Annotated in this window: 17 protein-coding genes and 1 riboswitch; of the genes, 11 read left to right on the top strand and 6 right to left on the bottom strand. The window is 52.5% G+C overall.

Translation table 11 applies throughout. The features are described from left to right. Window positions 1–373: 373 nt before the first annotated feature. Window positions 374–562: riboswitch (cobalamin riboswitch) on the top strand. Between the two features lie 192 nt (window positions 563–754). Then, window positions 755–2914, top strand: a complete 2160-nt coding sequence (locus NSU14_RS26880; RefSeq protein ID WP_340947859.1) for an S-layer homology domain-containing protein — start codon at window positions 755–757, stop codon at window positions 2912–2914. Window positions 2915–2975: 61 nt separating this feature from the next. Here NSU14_RS26880 and NSU14_RS26875 read toward each other — a convergent pair whose 3' ends face one another. Continuing rightward, complete coding sequence (locus NSU14_RS26875) at window positions 2976–3212, bottom strand: hypothetical protein (RefSeq protein ID WP_042133865.1); 237 nt, start codon at window positions 3210–3212, stop codon at window positions 2976–2978. A gap of 390 nt (window positions 3213–3602) precedes the next feature. Here NSU14_RS26875 and NSU14_RS26870 point away from each other — a divergent pair, with 390 nt between their 5' ends. The 7 genes from NSU14_RS26870 (at window position 3603) to NSU14_RS26840 (ending at window position 11838) form a co-directional block, all read left to right on the top strand. Continuing rightward, window positions 3603–3872 (top strand): hypothetical protein, encoded by a 270-nt coding sequence (locus NSU14_RS26870; protein ID WP_340947858.1) that lies wholly within the window; start codon window positions 3603–3605, stop codon window positions 3870–3872. A gap of 466 nt (window positions 3873–4338) precedes the next feature. Then, window positions 4339–5202, top strand: a complete 864-nt coding sequence (locus NSU14_RS26865) for a DUF4430 domain-containing protein (protein ID WP_340947856.1) — start codon at window positions 4339–4341, stop codon at window positions 5200–5202. Continuing rightward, window positions 5199–6143, top strand: a complete 945-nt coding sequence (locus tag NSU14_RS26860; RefSeq protein WP_340947855.1) for an energy-coupling factor transporter transmembrane component T — start codon at window positions 5199–5201, stop codon at window positions 6141–6143. Before NSU14_RS26865 ends, NSU14_RS26860 begins: the two co-directional genes overlap by 4 nt. Further along, window positions 6059–7900 (top strand): ABC transporter ATP-binding protein, encoded by a 1842-nt coding sequence (locus tag NSU14_RS26855; RefSeq protein ID WP_340947853.1) that lies wholly within the window; start codon window positions 6059–6061, stop codon window positions 7898–7900. The genes NSU14_RS26860 and NSU14_RS26855 overlap by 85 nt, the downstream gene beginning before the upstream one ends. After that, window positions 7873–8559 carry an ECF transporter S component gene (locus tag NSU14_RS26850; protein WP_340947851.1) on the top strand — a complete coding sequence of 229 codons (687 nt, stop codon included), beginning with the start codon at window positions 7873–7875 and terminating at the stop codon, window positions 8557–8559. Before NSU14_RS26855 ends, NSU14_RS26850 begins: the two co-directional genes overlap by 28 nt. Before the next feature lie 144 nt (window positions 8560–8703). Continuing rightward, window positions 8704–10413 (top strand): methyl-accepting chemotaxis protein, encoded by a 1710-nt coding sequence (locus NSU14_RS26845; RefSeq protein WP_340947850.1) that lies wholly within the window; start codon window positions 8704–8706, stop codon window positions 10411–10413. Window positions 10414–10692: 279 nt separating this feature from the next. Continuing rightward, entirely contained in the window at window positions 10693–11838 is a 1146-nt protein-coding gene (locus tag NSU14_RS26840; RefSeq protein WP_340947848.1) for a hypothetical protein, read from the top strand. 330 nt (window positions 11839–12168) lie between these two features. Here the strand turns inward: NSU14_RS26840 and qoxD are convergent, their stop codons facing one another. The 4 genes from qoxD to qoxA are packed head-to-tail and all read right to left on the bottom strand — an operon-like array spanning window position 12169 to window position 16066. Further along, window positions 12169–12462 (bottom strand): cytochrome aa3 quinol oxidase subunit IV, encoded by a 294-nt coding sequence (gene qoxD, locus NSU14_RS26835; RefSeq protein ID WP_039302907.1) that lies wholly within the window; start codon window positions 12460–12462, stop codon window positions 12169–12171. Between the two features lies 1 nt (window position 12463). Beyond that, window positions 12464–13060, bottom strand: a complete 597-nt coding sequence (gene qoxC / locus NSU14_RS26830) for a cytochrome aa3 quinol oxidase subunit III (RefSeq protein WP_042133881.1) — start codon at window positions 13058–13060, stop codon at window positions 12464–12466. Next, entirely contained in the window at window positions 13057–15006 is a 1950-nt protein-coding gene (gene qoxB, locus NSU14_RS26825) for a cytochrome aa3 quinol oxidase subunit I (protein ID WP_042133883.1), read from the bottom strand. Before qoxB ends, qoxC begins: the two co-directional genes overlap by 4 nt. Window positions 15007–15049: 43 nt before the next feature. Further along, window positions 15050–16066: a cytochrome aa3 quinol oxidase subunit II gene (gene qoxA, locus NSU14_RS26820; protein ID WP_042133885.1), complete on the bottom strand. Its 1017-nt coding sequence runs from the start codon at window positions 16064–16066 to the stop codon at window positions 15050–15052. A 503-nt stretch (window positions 16067–16569) separates the two neighbouring features. Between qoxA and NSU14_RS26815 the strand changes: the two genes are divergently transcribed. After that, window positions 16570–17709 carry a polysaccharide deacetylase gene (locus NSU14_RS26815; RefSeq protein ID WP_340947844.1) on the top strand — a complete coding sequence of 380 codons (1140 nt, stop codon included), beginning with the start codon at window positions 16570–16572 and terminating at the stop codon, window positions 17707–17709. A 165-nt stretch (window positions 17710–17874) separates the two neighbouring features. Here NSU14_RS26815 and NSU14_RS26810 read toward each other — a convergent pair whose 3' ends face one another. Continuing rightward, window positions 17875–18492 (bottom strand): TetR/AcrR family transcriptional regulator, encoded by a 618-nt coding sequence (locus NSU14_RS26810; protein WP_042133887.1) that lies wholly within the window; start codon window positions 18490–18492, stop codon window positions 17875–17877. A 158-nt stretch (window positions 18493–18650) separates the two neighbouring features. Between NSU14_RS26810 and NSU14_RS26805 the strand changes: the two genes are divergently transcribed. Next, complete coding sequence (locus tag NSU14_RS26805; RefSeq protein WP_340947841.1) at window positions 18651–20087, top strand: MFS transporter; 1437 nt, start codon at window positions 18651–18653, stop codon at window positions 20085–20087. Window positions 20088–20324: 237 nt separating this feature from the next. Continuing rightward, window positions 20325–21425, top strand: a complete 1101-nt coding sequence (gene aguA / locus NSU14_RS26800; protein ID WP_076247379.1) for an agmatine deiminase — start codon at window positions 20325–20327, stop codon at window positions 21423–21425. The last annotated feature ends 156 nt before the right edge of the window (window positions 21426–21581 follow it).

Here is a 21581-nt window from a genome sequence, read left to right as displayed (position 1 = left end):
GTATTTGGTACATTAGAATCCGGATTTTAGAGCTTATAAGGGGTATATTCCAAAATCAATTGTACTAAATACAGCAGAATGCATTATGGCCGCCTTTTATTCCCATTCTGTTGTACATAATACAATCAACCAGCTGCCGGCTCTTGCCGGAAGCGGAAGCATCACTATTTAAGTCCTGAACAGCATGATATGCCGGGAGAATGCGGCGAGTGTTGTTCAGGACTTTTTGTGCGGAAGGGGCCGGTTGTGCCTATAATTGAAACAGCTTGTCTATAGACATACAGGGGAATAGTAGATATGATTGTTTGTGAATATTCAAATTTAATAAGCTTTGGAAAAAGGTGCGGATTTCCGTAGAAACAGGCGTAGTCATGCAACAGATACCCATGCCGGTTCTACGATTGTAATCTGCTTAAAAGGGAAGTCCGGTGCAAGTCCGGTGCGGTCCCGCCACTGTAAATGCGGAGCGACTCCTGAGAAGTCACTGTCTGATAATAGGATGGGAAGGCGGGGGAAGCAATGAAGCTTAAGCCAGGAGACCTGCCTTTTTCGTTGTTGTTTCTATTCTTCGGGGGTAAGAATGCGGAACAGGTGCAAATATAAGCAGTGGCTGTGTGAGGGAAACTTCATATCAGCTGCATGTATTGTATCCTTCCCCGGCCGCCCTGTACAGGGCGGTCTTTATGTTGCACCCGCATCAGCGGAGGACGCAGGATTCATCTATACCATTCTATTCACAGAAAGAGGTCAAGCAATGAAGAACAATTTATCATCCAAGTTTATCCGGCTGGGTCTGATCGTTGTCATGATGTTCGCGGTTCTGGGAGCGGCTGTAGCTCCGGCGGGACAGGCTTTTGCAGAGACGGCTGCGAGCACTGGGAATAACGCGGCATCTCTACCTTCAGGCACAGCAGTTAGCGTAGCTGAGGCAGTCTATGCCACTTCGGAGTTTGTGCTGAAGGCCGGAGTCCAGTCCGACTGGCAGGCCATCGGCCTAGCGCAGGCGGGCTATAAGGTTCCGGATAGTTATTTAAAGGCGCTTGAGAGTAAAGTAGCCGCAGCCAAGGGTGTCTACGCCAGAGCTACGGACTATGCGCGGATTACGCTTACGGTTAGGGCGCTTGGCGGGAATCCGGCGGATGTTGCCGGCTACAATCTGATTGAGAAGCTCTACAATAACGATAAAATTACCGGCCAGACGCTGAACAACGCAGCCTATGTACTGCTGGCGCTTGATTCCGGAACTTATACTATGCCTGACAATGCGAAATGGACCCCAGCTAAATTGCTGGCTGAGATCCTGTCCAAGCAGAACACTGACGGAGGCTTCACTCTGACTACGGGGGCTAGTGATCCGGACATGACGGCGATGGTGCTTACTGTGCTGGCAGGACATAAGGATGATCCGGCAGTCAATACCGCAGGACAGCGGGCGGCAGCCTGGCTGGCGACTGCACAGGACAAGAACGGCGGCTATGGTGACAGCAGCGAGAGTGTCGCTCAAGCCATTATTGGTCTGTCCTCCTTTGGCATTGACCCGGCAGGGGCGGAGTATACCGTAGGCAATGTAAACCTTGTCAGTAAGCTTCTTAGCTATAGTGCAGCAGATGGCGGGTTCGCTCATACAGCGGGGGGAAGCTACAATCAGCTCTCGACAGAGCAGGCACTGGAAGCATTGGTAGCTTACAAGCTTTTCAGCACAGGCAGCAAGCTCTATGATCTTAGCAATTCACCTGTGAAGAGTCCTCAGGTTAGTGTGTCCGTTGCCATTGAGAGCCCTAACGGAACCCTGGCAGAAGGCACTGTATATGCGGGAAATGTACTTCAAGCACTGGAGAAGGCAGCGGCGGCGAAGAAGGTGGCCCTGGTCAATGAAGCTGGCAATTACGTGACGGGAATCGGCGGCGTAACTGCGGGTGCTTTTGGCGGCTATGACGGGTGGATGTATGTTGTAGCCCGCGGTGGAGCGTGGATCTATCCAAGTGTAGGCATGGGTGATTTCCTTCTTGCGGAGAATGACCGCGTGCTTGTCTATTATGGCGGGGATAACACACAGGTGGTAGAGTCCGTGGCGGTCTCCCCTGCACAGCCGCAGCCTGGACAAGATATTACTGTAAAAGTAACTCAAAAGCAGTGGGTATGGAATGAAGCGACCTTCACTTCCGACCCGGTATCCTCGCCAGCCGCAGGGGTTCAGGTATCCATCGGCGGTAAAACTGCTGTTACGGATGCTGCGGGTTCAGCTGTTGTTGCCGGCGGCCTGCCAGCGAATAAATATACGATTACCGTTACCGGATATCTCAAAGACAGCACACCTGCGGTAGTCCGCTATTCGCAGCCGCTGACCGTGGCTTCTGCTGCGGCTGACCGTGCTGCTTTTACCGATGTGAAGACAATCTCGCCTTGGGCGCTGGAGTCAGTGTACACGGTCTATGACCGCAAGCTGATGGGCGGTGTCAGTGAGAGCAGCCTCGTGTTCGCACCGAAGCAGAATATTACCCGCGCTGAATTTGCGGCACTGCTGCTGAGATTGACCGGCAACGAGCCGTCTGCGGCATCGTCAGCCCAGAGTTTCAGTGATGTTAAGGCGGATGCGTGGTATTATGGAGCAGTGAACAAAGCGAAGGAACTGGGAATTGTCAGCGGAGTAGCAGGCACAGCCTTCAAACCGGACGGCCCCGTTACCCGCCAGGATATGGCTGTAATGATCGTGAGAGCCTTGAAGCTGGACGAGGCTTCGGCAGCAGCCGGAACCGGAAAATTCACCGATGAAGACCAGATCAGCGCCTACGCATTAACGGCGGTACGTACTGTAACCGGACTTGGAATTATGAGCGGTACCGGCGGCGAATTCGCTCCTGCCACAGCTGTAACCAGAGAAATGGCCGCTGCTGTAGCGGTTAGATTGCCTTAGGAAGGATATGGGTCAAGGAAGAAGAGCCTTGATGAAGAAAAGATCCTAGATAAGCTAAACCTTAAATATGAATATATAACTTAGTCTTCACTGCAGTGAAATTTGAATAGTAGGGCTGCTGGGGCAAGAATCTCACGATTTCAACCCTCGTTTGTGGTGGGAATCCGAATGCTTGTTGAAAATCCTGCACAAAATACAACATTTCAATCAAGATCGCGGCTATAATCGGAAATTGTTGTACAAAAGGCAGCATTTCTCTTCTAACAAGCGTTGTAGCGGGAAGATTGTTGTATTTCATACAACAATCCTTCCGAATGCCTAAGGATTAAGGGAGTTAAGTTGTATTTTCTGCAAGATTTTGCATGGAGCAGCCTAATAAAGCGATAGTGCGGGGTGCTGGTGGGATATATAAGTGGAAAAATGTCACTTAGTTCCCGGTAAATCTCCCGATATGGCGACGTAGTTGGAAAAACAACACTTAATCTCGCATGAATTAGCGAATGACCCGGCTAGGGGCAGAATTAAGTGTCATTAATCCAACTAGGATCGGCAGTGAAGTCCGTATAGGATAAACAAGTGTCATAAATCCAATTACTGTTCCGGCGGAGGAATGTTTTGTGGAGTTTCGCTCGGGAAGGCATGCTTTCCCGGATTGAGCCGATGATTTAAAATGCTACTGATGCTACTGATGCTACTGATGCTGCTGATGCTACTGATGCTGCTGATGTTACTGATGCTGCTGCTGCTGATGCTGCTGATGCTGCTGATGCTACTGATGTTACTGATGCTACTGATGCTACTGATGCTACTGATGTTACTGATGCTACTGATGCTGCTGATGTTACTGATGCTGATGCTGATGCTACTGATGCTACTGCTAGTGGGGTTAGAGCCAATGAAGCTGATGGAGCTATTGCTAGTGGGGCTAGGGCTGATGAAGCAACCGTTAGTGGGCTAGAACCAATGATGCCAATGATGTAATTGTTAGTGGGGCTAGAGCAAATGCTGAAGAAGCTAGAGCTAGTTTAGCTAGAGTTAATAAGCCAATGAAGCTAATAAAGCTATTACTAGTGAGGCTAGAGTTAATGAGCCAATGAATCTACTGCTAGTGAAGTTAGAGCTAATGCTGAAGAAGCTACTGATGCTACTGCTAGTGGGGTTAGAGCTAATGAAGCTAATGAAGCTAGAGCTAATGAAACTGAGAGTATGGTGCCAGCCAGTATTTTAAGCGGCTGATTTTAGCCGATAGAGAAGCTCCTTCGGGTTGCGGGGCTGGATGCTCAGCGGCCAAGGGGCTGGCTGATGGTGCTTTGCTCAGGATTAGTATGTATAAGTCACACTAAGAAATCATAAGGTGTTTGGACGGAACGGGGAACAGGCTGACTGCCCCCGTTCTTTTCCCTTTTGTGGAGGTGCTTGAGGTAATGTTCAGTCTATTGAAATCAGGAAGGGCGAGGCTCTATCCGCTGCTCCTGCTCCTAGTTGTCCTGCTGCTCTCCGGCTGCTCCAAGGCGCAGCCGGATTCCGCAGGCGGCGGGCCTGTGCCGCCCGCCAGTTCCCAGGCCGCGCAGACGCCGCGGCCTGAGGTCACTGCCATACCCTCCGCCACGGCGGACGGCATGGCAGCTTCCAGCTCCGGCGCAGCGCCTGCCGGAGCCGCCCCCGGCGTAACGGAGCAAGCTCCCGTTACGCAAGCCCCGGTGCCGGCGGCCACCGCGCCGGCGCCCGGCCACACCGGTGCCGCCGCGCCAGTCCCGGCGGCCACCGGCAGTCCCGCCGCGCCAGCATCGGCGGCCACCGGCAGTCCCGCCGCGCCAGCATCGGCGGCCACCGGCAGTCCCGCCGCGCCAGCCCCGGCGGCCACCGCCAAGTCTGCCGCGCCAGCCCCGGCGGCCTCCGGCAAGCCAGCCGCGCCAGCCCCGGCGGCCACCGCCGCACCGGTGAATACGGTGACTCTCTCCATTACTGGAGATGAGGAGCACGGCGTTATTTTGGCCCCGGCGGCTTATGAAATAGAGAAGAATGAGACTGCGCTGGAGCTGCTGGGACGGATTACCCGCCAGCACAAGATCCAGATGGAATATCAGGGCAGCAAAACCTTTGCCTATGTGGAAGGTATAGATAATCTGTATGAATATGATCACGGGGCAGAGAGCGGCTGGATGTATAAGGTGAACGGAGAGTTTCCGTCCAAGGCTTCCGGCAGCTGGGTTATGAAGCCCGGAGATACGGTAGAGTGGCTGTATACGCTTGATCTTGGCAAGGATATCGGGGCAGCGGCGCCATGAACAGCGGCTTCCGGTCCATGTATCCTGCCGTAGCCCTGCTGTATTATGCCGGGCTGCTGTTGTTCGCCCTGCTGGGGCTTCATCCGTTGTTTCTGGTTACGGAAATAGCAGGTCTGCTGGCATTGCTGCTGCTGCAGGGCCAAGGGAAGGCGCTGCTGCGCGGTCTGCCTTTTATGCTCCTGATGGGGGTTTCAGTCGCAGTGCTGAATCCGCTGTTCTCGCACAGGGGTGCGCATATTCTCTTCTACTGGCTGGACCAGCCGATTACGCTGGAGGCTGTGCTGTACGGACTTATAATGATGACCGTACTGCTGACAATCTTCATCTGGTTCATTTCATACAATTACACGGTAACGACAGATAAATTCATGTACCTGTTCGCTGCCGCTGCGCCAAGAACGGCATTACTTACGCTGATTGCGCTCCGGTTCGTCCCCTTATTTCAGCGGCGGCTGCGCCAGATTACCCTGATCCAGCGCCTGCGCGGGGTGGATGTCCGCACAGGAAGCCTGCGCAAGCGGATGCAAGACGGTATGACGCTGCTGAAGGTGCTGCTCACCTGGTCGCTGGAGGAAGCGCTGCAGACCGGAGATTCCATGACGGCCCGCGGCTACGGGGTTGCCAAACGCAGCACGTACAGTATATACAAGCCGGATCGGCAGGATAAGCTGATTCTGCTGGTACTGACGCTCAGCGGTATGATTGCATTGTTCTTTTGGCTGCAGGGCTACGGTACGCTGGAGATTTATCCCCGGATGAAGAGTATGGATTTCGGCTGGCAGGATGCCGTGATGTACGGCAGCTTCTGCTTGTTCGTCCTGCTCCCTGCAGGTCTGGAAGGAAAGGAGAAATGGTTATGGAGATCCTCAAAGCGGAACAAGTATCCTTCCGCTATCCTGAAGAAGACAGGGACTCGCTCCATGAGCTCTCGTTCACAATAGAAGAAGGCGAATTCGTAGTGCTCTGCGGTCCGTCAGGCGGCGGCAAAACGACACTGCTGCGCCATCTGAAACGCGAGCTTGCTCCGGTAGGCATGTTCAGCGGAAGCCTGACATATAAAGGGCAGCTCCTGCCGGAGCTTCCCGCAGCCGTTGCCGCCGGGGAGATCGGCATGGTCTTCCAGAATCCGGATGCGCAAATCGTGATGGATACCGTCTGGCATGAGCTGGCCTTCTCTATGGAGAATCTGGGGATGCCGCCTGCAGTGATGCGGACCCGGCTGGCTGAGATCTGCGGATTATTCGGGCTGGAGCCGCTGCTCTACCAATCCGTGCATGAGCTGTCCGGCGGGCAAAAGCAGCTGCTCAATCTGGCCTCGGTGCTGCTGCTTCAGCCCAAGGTGCTGCTGCTGGATGAGCCGACCTCGCAGCTTGACCCAGTAGCTGCCCGGGAATTCATTATGGCGCTGCAGCGGCTGAACGAGGAAATGTCAGTGACGGTAATCATCAGCGAACACCGGCTGGAGGAGGTACTGCCGCTGGCCGACCGTGTGCTGATGCTGGAGGGCGGCAGGCTGGTGGCAGATGCAGGCCCGCGTGCTTTCGTTCAGCAAGCCGGCAGCGCATCACTCGCTTCGCGTCAGGATTATCTTCCGGCAGCTTCGCGGTTATATCTGGCGCTGTCAACGGAAGCGCGAACAGCCGCGCCTGAGAATATTCCGCTGACCGTACGCGAGGGCAAACGCTGGCTGCTGAATTCCAGGGCAGCGGGAGCTTCAGTTGTGACAGAAGCAGGAGTATGCGCTACTGTCATTCGTGATCATCCGGCCGCTAATCCCGGCGCTGGATTACCTGCTGCGCTCTCCCATGAAGCCTCTGCTACAGCTCCGTGTATTGTCACACCCGGCAATACAGCCGCTGAGCCCGTTACTTATCCGGCTGGAGCCTCCGGCCCGCCCGGGCAGGATTCACCCGTGAACCTTCCTGCACCATCCGCAGAAATTCTGCTCAGCTGCCGGGAGGTTACCTTCCGCTACGACAAGGAAGGCCGGGAGGTGCTGAGGAAGCTCTCGCTAACGCTGAGGCGGGGAGAGCTTCTGGCTGTTATGGGCGGGAACGGTGCCGGGAAGTCGACCCTGCTCCATGTACTGGGCGGCCTGATGAAGCCGCAGCGCGGCAAGGCCGAGCTCTCCAAGGGGAGTACAACCGGGCTTCTGGCCCAGAATCCGCTGCTCTATTTCAGCTATGATACTGTGGCTGAGGAACTGCAGCATATGGCGCAGTATGCCGGGGCATCCCTGGAAGAAGCCGGGCGGGAAATAGATGCCCTGCTGGAAGTCTTCCGGCTCCGCGGGGTGCTGCAGAGCCATCCGCATGATCTCAGCGGCGGGCAGCAGCAGCAGACCGCACTTGCCATGATGATGCTGCTGAAGCCGGATATCCTGCTGCTGGATGAGCCGACTAAGGGGCTCGACCCGGCAGCCAAGGACAGGCTGGCTGCTCTGCTCCAGCAACTGCGCAGGCAGGGGGCCAGTATTCTGATCGTAACGCATGATGTGGAGTTTGCCGCTAAATACGCTTCCCGCTGTGCGCTGCTGTTTGACGGCAGCATAACAGCGGAAGGGGCGCCGGCAGAGTTCTTCAGCAGTAATTATTTCTATACTACGGCAGTCAACCGTATGGTCCGGGACTTACTGCCGCAGGCATTGACGATAGAGGATGTGATTCAAACATGGTCCGGTTCCGCGCACCCCTGCTGATTGCTCTGGGATTATTTGTGGCTGGCCTTGCGCTAACAGCGGCGCTGAAAGACCGTCATTATATGCTGCTCAGCCTGCTGCTGCTGCTGGCTGCGCTGCTGCCGCTGTTTCTCCGTCTGGAGCGCCGCCAGCTGGCATCCCGTGAACTGGTACTGCTGGCCGTATTATCTGCTATTGCTGCGGTCAGCCGGATTCCTTTTGCCGCATTGCCAAGTGTCAAGCCCGTATCTGCCGTTGTCATTTTGTCGGCTTATGTCTTTGGGGCAGAGGCAGGGTTCGTCATCGGTGCAGTGGCGGCGCTGGTCTCGAATATCTACTTCGGTCAGGGCCCCTGGACACCATGGCAGATGTTCGCCTGGGGAATGACCGGACTTACGGCAGGCTGGCTGCGCAATACCTGGTGGATGAAGAAACGGACCGGGCTGCTGATCTTCGGTTTTATCTGGGGATTCCTGTTCGGCTGGATTATGAATCTCTGGGTTATTCTCAGTCTTCCGGATGCGTTCAGCTGGGGGCTTGTGGCAGCGACCTATGGAGCCAGCTTTTATTTTGACCTGGCCCATGCTTTATCCAATGTCTTTTTTCTGGCTATTCTGGCCGGAGGATGGACCAAAGTGCTGAAGAGATTTCGCAAGAAGTATGGACTGCTTCAAGAGTGAAAAGCTGTTTATAGGTCTTTGTTCATATGAATCGATAATATTTTTCTTTTTTCGACATTTTTTTCAGCGTATTATCAACATTTTGGCCTAATTCTCCGATAAATACAGTTACAGCAAGATATCGAGAAGGCGGGATTATAAGAAATGAGACATCTGAAGATTAAGCATAAAATGACTTTGCTGATTGCAGTGATTGTAGTGTTACTCATAGGCATTGGGACGACAGGCATTATGACCACCAGCAGAATGGCGGACAGGTCCCAGGAGACATACGAACAGAATTTGCTGCCGATTTATCTCATTACGGAGATCCGCGGGAATAACCGGGCGATCGAATCTTTTCTGCTGGAGGATCTCATTACCAGGGATGCTGCCAAGAGCCAGGAGCTTAAGGCGGCTATTGAAACGAATATCACTACGAACAATGAACTTTTAGAACAGCTCAAGACGGTTGAGTTCAGCAATGACAAAATCGCGGCCAATATCAACGAATATCTGCTCCTTCTGCCGGACTACCGCTCCCAGCGTGATAATATCATCCATCTTGCCGACAATAAACTGAATGATGAGGGTTATCAGGTTTTCTCGGGTGGAGCGTTCAGTGAATCGCGCCGGACGATGGTTAACCTGCTGGAGGATACTGCGGCCCTGCTTGTACAGGATTCATCCGCGCATAATGAGGATACTGTAGCAAGCGCCAAAAGCTCCATCACTTTAAGCGGTATTCTGATTACTATTGCCTGGGTTCTGAGTATTGTGATCAGCATCATGATTACCCGGTTGATTACGAAACCGCTCAAGGAACTGCAGCAGCTGATGAAGCGCGCAGAGGAGGGGGATTTGACTGCTGCCGCCTCCTATCAGTCGAAGGATGAAATCGGCCAGATTAACACTTCGTTTAATACAATGCTGGAAGGCCTCCAGAATATGATGCGCGGAGTTTCCGAGAGTGCCGAGATTCTGTCGGCTTCCTCAGAGGAGATGAGCGCCAGCGCAGAACAGACGGCACATGCTTCCCAGATGATCGCCGAGACCTCAAGTGAAATCGCTGCCGGATTCGATGTACAGGCCGAGAGCATCGCACGTACCGCCCGGTCCGTCCGGACGATGACGTATGATATTACCGAGGCCCGGCACAGCGGCAGTGAAATGAACGGTCTGATGGCACAGGCTGCCTCATCAACGGACCGGGGCGTCGAAGCGGTTGAACGGATTCTGGCCCAAATGCGGGAGATTGACTCCAGTGTATCGGCAAGCCAGAGTATTGTCGGCAGTCTGGGCAGCCTGTCCGAAGAGATCAACACGATCATCACAACCATCAATGACATTGCTACCCAGACTAATCTGCTGTCACTGAATGCCTCGATTGAAGCGGCCAGAGCGGGAGAGCATGGGCGGGGCTTCGCTGTGGTTGCGGGTGAAATCCGCAAGCTTGCGGAAGCTACCGGAAGAAGCTCGCTGCAGATTACGGAGATTATTACCCATATCCGCCAGCAGACTGAAAGCGCAGTGGAATCGATGGAGCTGGGCTCCGGGATTGTCTCCCATGGCGTAGCGCAGAGTGAAGTGGTCTCCGCTGCATTTACTGAGATACAGACCTCTATTCAAGCAGCCAGCGAGCAGATGGAATTGATTACGGAGGTTATCGGACATGTCGCCCAGGAATCGGAGGGCGTAGCCCAGGCGATGGCAGAGGTGGATGAAATCTCGCGTAAAGGCGCCGGTGATGTTCAGGACACAAGCGCAGCGAGTGAGCAGCAGCTAACCGCAATGGGGGAGATGTCTTCCTCTGCCCAGTACCTCGCCACCTTGGCCGAGGATCTGCAGAAGCATCTGGCCCGGTTCAAGCTATAGGAAGTACTAAAGCCTTGTTCGGCTAAAGATAGCAGGGAGTTTCCTGTTATCTGCAGCTGAACAGGGCTTTTTTTTGAATGAATAAGGTCATCCGCCCTACAACAACAGGCAGCTTCCTGCAACATACGGCTTTCTGCTCACGTCTTTAAAGATACCGGGAGAGTAGCTTCCGGGTATTGCTAAGGAAACGGAAGGGCATCTTGAGCGCGATTCCATGATTCCATGATTGGATGTTCATTCCAGGAAGTGAACCTGAATTCAAAGGAGGCGATTCACAGGATGAGGACCCCAATATTCAAACTGGCCCTAGTTCCGGTATTATTGAGCACACTTATTGCCTGCAGTGCAGGTCAGGACGGAAATAATGCCGTTGTCCAGGAGCCGGGGAACAGCACGGAGGGCACGGGTACACCAGCCGGACCTGCCCGAACCGCTGAACCCGTCAAATCTGCCGGACCAACCCGGGAAGCAGCCGGGCCAGCGGTAACGGCGGAGGAGATCGGGCATTATGAGAATATAGTTATTTCTGACTGGATGGATGAGGATACGGTTGTAGTGTCCAAGGAGAACGACAAGTTAGGTAAAATGAGTTTGGAGGAGCTCGCGGATTCATTGCCCAAAAGCCTGTACTTCTACCACCTGGATACCAAAGAATTTGAATTGATCAAGGAACAGGAAAATGTGTTTCTGGGAGACGCTGTATTGTCATCCGATCACAAGCATCTGCTGTATAGTGAATTCTCATTAGGAGATCCGGTCTACTATGTGATGGATTTAGGGTCAAAGAAGACCTTCAGTATCACAGGCGATGACATTGCAGGAGCTATGAGCGCCCGGTGGGCTGATGATGACACCGTTATAGGACCTGCATACAGCGGCGGTGCTTTTACAGCAAATACCTCCGGTAAGATCGCTGCGGTAGAGGGACTTAGCGGTGAAGGAATGATTGTTGTCCGGCAAATCAAAGATAAGATTTATTACACCTCCAATTCCGGCGAATCGCTGCAAACCTTCGATCTGAATACCAAGGAAAAAGCCACCTTGAAAATTGACCGTGTCGGCAGCGTAATTCCTTCACCGGGCGGAGATCAGCTGCTGGTCCAGCAATATAAGGATTCCGCACAAGCGCTGCTCCTCACTGATACAGACGGGGGAAATCAGAAGATTATCGTGGAAGGCGCGGAGCTTGGCGGTATCTCCTGGTCGCCGGACCAGCGGATGATTGCCTACAGCATGTCCGCTGACGGGGACGGTACGGCCTCTACTGCTCTTTATGTCTACGATCTGGAATCGGGTAAGTCTGTCAAGGTTGCAGATGGTACAGGGAATCTGACGACCTCCTGGAGCCCTTCGGGCAAACAGCTTGCGTATACCGAATGGAGCGGGGATGAGAGCAGCAGCAGTGTGGTGCAGTTGCAGGATTAGTGATTATTTACTGAGAGCATCTGAGATAGCTAGATAATAACAAAAAGCGCAAAGGATCGGAGGGGGATTTTGGAACTGTAGGAGCGGTAGCGTCCGCCTTTGTCTACGGATTTCGACCGCCAAGAAGCGGTATCAATCCAAGAAATCTGTAGACAACAGCGGCCGGAAGTCCAAATATTCACCGTAGTGACGATTGAGCCTTTAGTTAATGCTTTAAGTTAATATTTAAAATACAGTCTAGCCAAAAAAAGCGGCCCGTCCCGGAACATACCGGAAACGGACCGCTTTTATTATGCTGCGTAGAAGAGGCGTTCCCGCCCCTCATAAAGTTTAAGAGTACCAGCCCCACACGAAGATGAACAGGGTTCCGAAGATGGTAACCAGACCCACGAACAGTGCATAGGCGATGTTGATGTACAGCTCTTTCTTGGAGTCGGCCGATTCCCCGATGTGCATGAATACAAACAGCTGCAGAGAAGCCTGGATAAGCGCTGTAATAAGCAGCACGGCCATATTGGCCCCGGAGGAGAGATCTCCGTAGATGACAATCAGCGCAGCGGCAGAAAGGACCAGAGAGGCCAGATAACCCATCACATGGCGAATTGGGAACAGTTGCTTCATCATGTCACATCAGTCCTTTCAGGTAGACGAAGCTGAAGATAAAGATCCAGACAACGTCCAGGAAATGCCAGAACAGGGAGAAGATAAAAGCCTTGTTGGCGGTGGCCGGTGTGATGCCATGGCGCCACAGCTGAATCATGATTCCCGCTCCCCACAGGAAGCCGAAGCTGACGTGGGCACCATGCGTTCCGAGCAGTACGAACAGACTGGAGAGGAAACCGCTGGTTTGCAGGGTCGCACCCTCATGGACGTAAGTGAAGAACTCGTCAATTTCAATGCCGATAAAGCCGAGGCCCATAAGCAGCGTGATGGCCATGAAGACCATCATCGCTTTCTTATAGCCATGCCGCATGGCATGGATAGCCAGGCCGATCGTGAAGGAGCTCGACAGCAGCAGGAAGGTCTCGATCAGCACTGGGCCGATTTTGAACAGCTCGCTGGCGCTCGGTCCGCTGGCAAAGCGGTTGACCATTACGAAGTAAACAGTGAACAATGTGGCGAAGAGAGGAATTTCAGCTCCGAGAAAGACCCAGAAGCCGAAGATCTTGTTACTGTTCTCTTCCGTTGAATATTCGAGCGGCTTGGACGCATCTATTTTCATACAGTCTCACCCCGCTTCAATTTCTTTTCTGTAGCGATAACCTCTTCAGCCGAAATATAGTAGCCGTGATCCCGGTCGAAGGACATGAAGGCCAGCATGACAATGACACCGATACCTGAGAGGATGGCCGGAATCCATAAGCTGAATACCAGGGAGAATCCCAGGATGAAGAAGATCACGCCCAGAATGAACGGCTTGCCGGTATTGCTAGGCATATGGATCTTGGTGATTTTTTTGTCGTCATAGAGCGGGATATTGTCCTGCTTCGCGGACCACAAGGCATCGCGGGTCTGCACAGTAGGTACAATTGCGAAGTTGTAGACCGGCATCGGGCTATGTGTAGCCCATTCGAGTGTCCGTCCATCCCATGGATCACTTGTTGTGTCTCTAGGCATATAACGTGTGCTCCAGTAAATATTGTAGACCAGCAGCAGGAATCCGATAGCCAGGCCGACAGCCCCTACGAAGGACAGCATATTCAGCGGACCAAAGCCCGATTCCTCGGAATAGGTATACGTCCGGCGTGTCATTCCCATCAGACCCAGGAAGAACAGCGGGAAGAAGGTTACGTTGAAGGAAATCACGATCCACCAGAAGGAATGCTTACCGAGCCGTTCATTCAGGCGGAAGCCGAACACTTTAGGGAACCAGTAATGGAACCCGGCGATGACGGCGAACACGGCACCCGGAATGAGCACATAGTGGAAATGCGCCACCAGGAACATCGTGTTGTGATACTGGTAATCGGCACTGGCCATTGCGAGCATGACACCCGTTACCCCGCCGATGGTGAAAATCGGAATAAAGGCGAGTGTATACAGCATTGGCGTTGTGAAGGTAATCCTGCCTTTTCGCAGGGTGAACAGCCAGTTGAATATTTTTACCCCTGTAGGTACGGCAATAGCCATTGTTGTAATGGAGAAGAAGCTGTTGACCATTGCGCCTTGACCCATCGTATAGAAATGGTGAGCCCATACGAGGAAGGACAGGAGCGAGATAATCAGCATACTGAATACCATTGAGGTATATCCGTACAGGTTCTTTTTGGAGAAGGTGGCGATAATTTCGCTATAAATACCGAAGGCCGGCAGAATAACGATATAGACCTCCGGATGACCCCATACCCAGAACAGATTGGCCCAGAGCATATCCATCCCGCCGTTGGCCATCGTGAAGAACTGGGAGCCGAACAGGCGGTCGAACATCATCAGCGCAAGCGCAACAGTAAGTACCGGGAAGGCGAAGACGATAATGACGTTGGTGATGAGTACGGACCAGGTGAACATCGGCATCTTCATCAGCTTCATGCCCGGTGCGCGCATCTTGAGAATCGTTACGATAAAGTTGACCCCTGTAATCAGAGTCCCGATACCGGAAATCTGGAGGGCCAGGGAGTAGTAGTTGTTACCGACCGTCGGGCTGAATTCAAGACTCGCCAGCGGGAAGTAGGCTGACCATCCGGCATCCGGCGATCCGCCGATAACGAAGGAAATGTTCAGCAGCATGGCCCCCATGAAGAAGAGCCAGAAGCTGACGGCGTTAAGCCGCGGGAACGCTACGTCACGCGCGCCGATCTGCAGCGGAATGATCACATTCATCAGACCGATGATGAACGGCATGGCCATGAACAGGATCATGATTAGGCCATGCGTGGTAAATACCTCATTGTAATGCTGGGCATCGAGGAATTTCATTTCCGGCGCTGCCGTCTGCAGACGCATCATCATCGCGTCCACACCGCCGCGGAACAGCATGAGCAGCGCCGCGAGGATATACATGACACCGATTTTTTTGTGATCTACAGTAGTAAGCCATTCACGCCAGAGGTATCCCCATTTCTTGAAATAGGTAAGCCCGACGAGAATCCCGATGGTGGCAAGTGCAATGCTGACCATGGCTCCGTATATCAAGGGTTCGCCGTGAACCTTAAATTTGTCTAAATCCATTAGGGTGGCTCCTTTCAGTGTGTTACGTTAAGCTCTTGCAGAGCTAGTGGCCATCATGAGTCTCGGCATCTACGGGTGAGCTTGGCAGCGGCTGTTCGACTTCCGGATCAGGTTCGCTGTCAAATTCGGTTCCGCTGGACGGCTCAGGAGAAGGGTGGATCTCTTTGTTATCCTGATGCTCTTCACTGCCGTTGTCCATATCCATCTCACTTCCGTCACCACTCATGTGTTCACTGTGGTCTCCAGGGGGAGGACTGAACTCCAAATGGGTCGATGAATAGGTTTTGCGTCCGAGGAAGTCCGTGGCGAGCAGGCCTTTGAATTCATCTTCTGTAAGCTCAGGCGCGGTTTCCTTGACGTCATTCACCCATTCGTCATAATCCTTGTTGCTCATAACAAGAGCTTCAAATTCCATGTGGGCAAAGCCTTTACCGCTGAAGTTGGCATTCTTTCCGATATAAGAGCCTTCGGTATCAGCAGAAAGGTGAAGCGTGGTGAGCATGTCGCTCATGGCGTACTTTTGTCCGGCAAGCTGTGGAATCCATAAGCTGGTAATGGTGCCGAATGAGTACATTCTGAATTCAACTGCACGATGCACAGGCATATTCACGTAGTTAACCGTTTCAATGCCTTCCTCCGGATAGCTGAAATGCCATTTCCAGTTGGAGGATGATGCGTAAATGACCAGCGGTGTCTGATCTTTGTAATCCGCGGCCACGTTCTCAACCTCGGTAGTTGTCTTGACGGTTACAACTGACAAGAAGGCGACGATAATGATCGGGATAATAATCCAGATCGCTTCAAGTACCTTGTTGCCCTCCTCGTGTTCAGGAATGTAACCCTCGTTACTCTTCTTCGCCCGGTATTTCACCAGAACAAAGATATATAAGATGTAGACAACTGCCAGAACACCAAGCATTACAACAATGGAGAGAATGATGGTGTCCGATAACGTCCTTGCAGACGGCCCCTTCGGGTTCAGAACAGCGATCGAGCTGCATCCCGGCAGGAGAAGGATCAGGCTTAGAAACAAAGCGTATAACGGTCCCTTTTTTTTCATATAGAACTCCTTCCTTCAATACTACTTTTCATTCGCCGTTCATTAACGGTCTTACTACTTAACCTGTATCTATAGTAAGAACTACTTACCCATAATGCAAAATACATATTTTGTATATTAGGCTAAAAAAGACCTTAAAAATGGCGAACAAGTTAAATATGTGTGATCAAATTGTTACAACTACTTAAAGGTATGATAAAGATCACTGTAGTGGCGCAGTTTAAGCTAATTTTAAGGTTGTTCAAACTTTGTTCAAGATTGCACAATTGTTATTAATTTTGTCACATTTATTTTGGGTCAAAAAGATGTGATTTAACCGCATATTGCTTGCTGTGACAGCATTCGACGCGAATTGTCGTATTTCAGAAAAAAAGCTGAATAATCATTTTCTCATTGCAAAAAGGGTAACAATATTTTAGCTTGCGGTTACAATCTCTCAAATTACGTTATATCTATGTGTGATAAAGTAATAGACAAATATACATAGATTGGAGATTGCTGCTGTGCCCATTAAAAAAATAATGCTGTTATTCTTCTCTTTATTCCTGATTACGGGTCTTGTACAGATCCCTGCTAACGCTGAAGGTAAGACTAATGTACTAAAGCTCGGGATCAACGATAAATTGAGCGGTATAGAAGTCGTGTCTGTAAAAGGCACTTACTATGTCCCGCTGCGTGCTCTGGCCGATGAATTAAAATGGACGCTTACCGGCCTGACCGACGGAGTTCTGGTGTCTGGCGGCTCCGGCTCGCTGACCTTGCAGGGCGATGCCGGCGCTGTGCTCAAAGATGGCACAGTGGTGCCTGTGAGCACTTTTTTGCAGGACGGTAAACTTATGGTTCCGCTGAAAGTAAGCGGGTATCTTGGGTATATCATATCCTTTGCGGGGGATAAATATTTACTCCGGGTGAAGGACGGCTCGGCGGGGCTTACGGATGAAGCCTTTGTCACCCAGTATGCAGCAGAGCTGAAGCCGAAGGAAACAGTGCCTGCGGCTCCTGCGCCATCCGCTGAACCCGGCAAGCCGGGACAAACCGTGTATCTTACTTTTGATGACGGCCCGTCGGCGACGACTTCCCAGCTGCTGGATATCTTAAGCAAGTATGAGGTGCAGGCAACCTTCTTCATGCTGGGAAATAATATGAACAAATATCCTTCGCAGGTGAAGCGGATTGTGAAGGAGGACTACGGCCTGGGGCTTCATGGCATGACACACCGCAAGGAGAAATTCTATGCTTCCCCGGCTGCGGCACTGGCGGAGATGTCGGGCGATAATGCTGTCCTTAAGAAGCTGACGGGTGCTACTACAACGCTAATCCGGCCGCCTTACGGAAGCAAACCGTATTTCACCAAGTCTTTCCGGGATAAGGTGCTGGGTCAGGGCTATCATCTCTGGGACTGGAATGTGGATTCGAGTGACTGGAGATACAAAGAGGACAGTGACAAGATCTACAATACAGTAATGGAGCAGGTTCACACGCTGAAGAAGTCGAAGACCAATCCGGTTATTCTGATGCATGATCAGAAGGCCACCCTCAAGGTGCTGCCGCGTCTGCTAGAAGCGCTTAAGAAGGATAGCTACACCTTCCAGGTCATTACAAAGGATATGGAGCCGGTGAATTTCTGGAAGGATAAACGGTAATCAGAAGGATTTGAATGCAAAAGAGCAAGCTGCGGGAGGTTTCCGGCCGCTTGCTCTTTTTTGCGGCCCGCCGAATCGCCGGAAATCCTGCATAAAGTACAACAATGCAGGTCCGCGCCGGCTGAATCAGCGGCCAGATGTGTTAGCACGAGAGTAACGGAGGCGCTACTTGTACAGATATTGGACAAGCATATTGACCAGCTCCGACTTCAACCGGTCCACGGCAATCCGCTGCGGGGAGAAGGAAATGACATCGACGATCGCGCTCACCGCTTCGAACACAATTACGGAAGCTGCCTCAACGTCTTCAGTCTTCAATTCATCCTGACCCATCTGCAGGTACTTAAGCGTTCTGAGCCGGCCTGTTTCATATTGGGCATCCATCAGCTGCTTGATGACCTCATCACTGTGGTACATGATGCTCAGATCTTTATGATATCCGATAAACGCCTTATGCGAGAGCAGAAGGGTGTCTATCAGATGCAGAATCAGCTCGGAGCGGCCGATCGTTTCGAAATTAATCTCTGACATTGAAGCATCGATCCTGGCCAGAAGGTCATCGCCGTACATATGGAGAACATCGATGAATACGGCTCTTTTATCAATAAAATAAGAATAGAAGCTGCCTGTGGATACCCCGGCCGCCGCTGCGATTTCCTTGGTATTGGTCTGATGGAAGCCCTTGTCCGAGAATAGCTTCATTGCCGCCCGGATAATGGCTTCCTTGGTTCTGATACTGCGCTCCTGCTGCGGAGTTCTAACTTTGTCCTCGATTTCACCCATGTCTTAAGGTCCCCCTTATAGTACGAATTCTAGAGGAACCGTTTTAAGCTGTCAATAAAAGTTGAACCCTGGTTCGTTTTTTTGTGATTGACAAATATGAACTTTGGTTCATATAATGCGAATATGAACTTTATTTCATATTTTGAAGGGTGATGGAGATGGGCGTTAGAACACGAAGAGCGTTATCTTTTACGGCAATAGTCCTGGGCTTTTTCATGGCGCTGCTGGATACCACGATTATTAATATTGCCCTGCCGGAGATGACACGTCATTTCGGCGGAAGTGTAGCACAAGTCTCCTGGGTGATGAACGGCTATAATCTGGCATTCGCCGTTTTTATTCTCACCGCCTCCCGTCTGGCCGATCAGTTCGGGCGGAAGAAGGTGTTCCTCATCGGAGTGGCGTTGTTTACGCTGAGCTCCCTGCTGGCGGGTCTCTCTACTTCACTCGGTATGCTTATCGCACTTAGAGTCATTCAGGGATTGGCCGGTGCGGTGATTGTGCCGGTCACGATTCCGCTGACTACCACAACCTTTCCCAAAGAAATGCACGGCCTGATTATCGGCATCTGGGGTGCGGTCTCCGGGGTGGCGGCTGCAAGCGGCCCGGCGCTTGGCGGGATTTTGACACAGAAGCTGAGCTGGGAATGGATCTTTTTTGTGAATGTACCGCTTGGGCTGCTGAGTATTGTGCTGACGGCCATATTCATTAAGGAATCGCGGGATAACACAGCGGGCCGTTCCATAGATTACGCCGGGATCCTGGGGATCACCGGAGGGATGTTCTTCCTTACATATGCTCTGATCAAAGTGCAGGATTACGGCTGGAGCTCACGGATTTTCCTAGCGCTGCTGGCTGCGGGAGTATTGTTTGTGGTGTTCTTTTTTATTACGCAGTACAAGGGGAAGGAGCCGATGCTGCCCTTGTCATTACTAAGGATCAGAGCATTCAACAGCACATCGGTTTCTATGATCATCTTAGGTGCGGCGCTGATGAATGTTTCGCTGCTGACCTCCTTTTATCTGACCCGGGTGATGGGGGTGTCGGAACTGAAGGCGGGCCTTGTTCTCTCCATGATGGCAGTCGGCTCCATCGCCAGCTCAGCCATTTCCGGACCGCTGTCTGCGAAATATGGCAGCAGCCGGTTTGCTGCAGCAGGCATGGTGTTGATAGGCGGTGCCACCTATTCCATGAGCGGGCTGCACGCCGGCTCTACACTGGGCGCGGTGATGCTCCGGCTCGCGCTGGTCGGCCTCGGCGTGGGGCTCTCGATGGCACCTGTGATGTCTTCTGCGATCCGGGTCGTTCCTGAAGACAAGGTGGGTATTGCTTCAGGGGTAACCAATATGGCGAAGTCACTCGGCAGTGTAATCGGCGTGGCCATTATCGTCACCGTGCTGCAGCATAATACAGCCGGGCAGCTGAGAGCAGCGGGCTCCGCTAACATACGGGTGATACCTGGAGCGGATGTGCAGCAGCAGGCTGCCGTAGATGCTTTCAGCCAGACTTATAAGTTCGCAAGTTACCTGATCCTGCCCGGCATCGCCGCAGCTTTATTCAGTGATGAACGCAGACAGCGGCGGGGCAGCGTTTGATAATTAGTGTGTCGTATCTCTACAGCTGTTTGTCTATGTCTGGCGGAATCCCTAAAATAATATTATTCTTATAACAACGAAAATTAATTGTTTGCGAAACTGGACAGTGATTATTTTGTTCACCGGTGTTCCGAATCGTAGCAATAAGTCCCGGCCCCGCATAAATTGGAACAGGACGAGATGCCGGGCAGCGTTCTCTGCGGTCCCCATCCTGTTCAAGTGCCGGGAGGGATGCTTATGCCACGCAGAATTACCAGTACACCCAGACAAGACGGCTACCGTATGCCCGGAGAATTCGAGCCGCATCAGGGGACATGGATGCTCTGGCCGACCCGGACGGACACTTGGCGGCTGGGGGCGAAGCCGGCGCAGGCTGCTTTTGCCAGAGTGGCGGCAGCGATTGCGGAGTTTGAGCCTGTAACGATAGGCACCATCAGTGCCCAATATGAGCATGTCCGGGCACTTGTGCCGCCGCAGGTACGTGTGGTGGAGATCTCCTCGAACGATGCGTGGATGCGGGATATCGGCCCGACCTTTGTAGTGAACAGCAGCGGCGGGGTAAGGGGAATTGACTGGGGGTTCAACGCCTGGGGCGGACTGGACGGAGGGCTGTATTTTCCCTGGGACCAGGATCTGCTGGTGAAGCGGAAGGTGCTGGAGATCGAGAAGCTGGACTATTATGACCTGCGGCATTTCATCCTTGAGGGCGGAGCTGTTCATGTGGATGGAGAAGGTACGCTGATAACTACTGAGCAGTGTCTGCTGCATAAGAACCGCAACCCTCATCTGTCCAAAAGGCAGATCGGGGGTTATTTGCGCGATACGCTGAACGTAGACAAGATTATCTGGCTGCCCCGAGGAATGAGCGATGATGAGACGGACGGGCATATTGATGAGGTGGCCGCTTTTGTGAAGCCGGGCGTAGTGGTGATGAGCTGGACGGACGACCGGGAAGATCCGCAATATGAGGTGCTGCACGAAGCCTATTCACGGCTCATCCGGCAGAGGGATGCCCGCGGGCGCAAACTGGAGGTTCACCGGCTGCACATCCCGGAGCGGCTGATCATTACAGATGAAGAGGCGGGATGGATCGACCCGGCCAGCGGCAGCTACAGCCGTGCCTCAGGTACAACATTCGCTGCGACTTATGTGAATTTCTATATCTGCAATGGCGGAGTGGTAATGCCGGCATTCGGGGACAGGCGGGATGGGGAGGCGCTGGAGACCGTGCAGCAGTTATTCACAGACCGCACGGTGGTGCAGGTCAATACCCGTGAGATCGCCTTGGGCGGCGGGAATATTCACTGTATTACCCAGCAGCAGCCCCGGGGCTGGTAGTTTTGCACTTGCACCTGCACCGGGCTCGAAACGGGCCGGCATATCGTCTAACCCGGGTCCTCTTGTGGCCCGGGTTCTTTTTGTGCATGGAGTGAAACGGTTTACCCGGCCGACTCGCTGGAAAAGCGCTGGTTAAGGTTCAATCAATGCTTGTAT

The organism is Paenibacillus sp. FSL R10-2771 (assembly GCF_038000205.1).
Taxonomy (GTDB): Bacteria; Bacillota; Bacilli; order Paenibacillales; family Paenibacillaceae; genus Paenibacillus_AQ; species Paenibacillus_AQ phytohabitans.
Note: the sequence above shows the minus strand (reverse complement) of the source record. Positions and strands in the feature narration are given on the sequence as shown.

Coding starts and splice junctions, on each gene's coding strand:
- NSU14_RS26880 (WP_340947859.1), top strand. CDS start 755: ATGAAGAACAATTTATCATCCAAGTTTATCCGGCTGGGTCTGATCGTT.
- NSU14_RS26875 (WP_042133865.1), bottom strand. CDS start 3,212: ATGAAATACAACAATCTTCCCGCTACAACGCTTGTTAGAAGAGAAATG.
- NSU14_RS26870 (WP_340947858.1), top strand. CDS start 3,603: ATGCTACTGATGCTGCTGATGCTACTGATGCTGCTGATGTTACTGATG.
- NSU14_RS26865 (WP_340947856.1), top strand. CDS start 4,339: ATGTTCAGTCTATTGAAATCAGGAAGGGCGAGGCTCTATCCGCTGCTC.
- NSU14_RS26860 (WP_340947855.1), top strand. CDS start 5,199: ATGAACAGCGGCTTCCGGTCCATGTATCCTGCCGTAGCCCTGCTGTAT.
- NSU14_RS26855 (WP_340947853.1), top strand. CDS start 6,059: ATGGAGATCCTCAAAGCGGAACAAGTATCCTTCCGCTATCCTGAAGAA.
- NSU14_RS26850 (WP_340947851.1), top strand. CDS start 7,873: ATGGTCCGGTTCCGCGCACCCCTGCTGATTGCTCTGGGATTATTTGTG.
- NSU14_RS26845 (WP_340947850.1), top strand. CDS start 8,704: ATGAGACATCTGAAGATTAAGCATAAAATGACTTTGCTGATTGCAGTG.
- NSU14_RS26840 (WP_340947848.1), top strand. CDS start 10,693: ATGAGGACCCCAATATTCAAACTGGCCCTAGTTCCGGTATTATTGAGC.
- qoxD (WP_039302907.1), bottom strand. CDS start 12,462: ATGATGAAGCAACTGTTCCCAATTCGCCATGTGATGGGTTATCTGGCC.
- qoxC (WP_042133881.1), bottom strand. CDS start 13,060: ATGAAAATAGATGCGTCCAAGCCGCTCGAATATTCAACGGAAGAGAAC.
- qoxB (WP_042133883.1), bottom strand. CDS start 15,006: ATGGATTTAGACAAATTTAAGGTTCACGGCGAACCCTTGATATACGGA.
- qoxA (WP_042133885.1), bottom strand. CDS start 16,066: ATGAAAAAAAAGGGACCGTTATACGCTTTGTTTCTAAGCCTGATCCTT.
- NSU14_RS26810 (WP_042133887.1), bottom strand. CDS start 18,492: ATGGGTGAAATCGAGGACAAAGTTAGAACTCCGCAGCAGGAGCGCAGT.
- NSU14_RS26805 (WP_340947841.1), top strand. CDS start 18,651: ATGGGCGTTAGAACACGAAGAGCGTTATCTTTTACGGCAATAGTCCTG.
- aguA (WP_076247379.1), top strand. CDS start 20,325: ATGCCACGCAGAATTACCAGTACACCCAGACAAGACGGCTACCGTATG.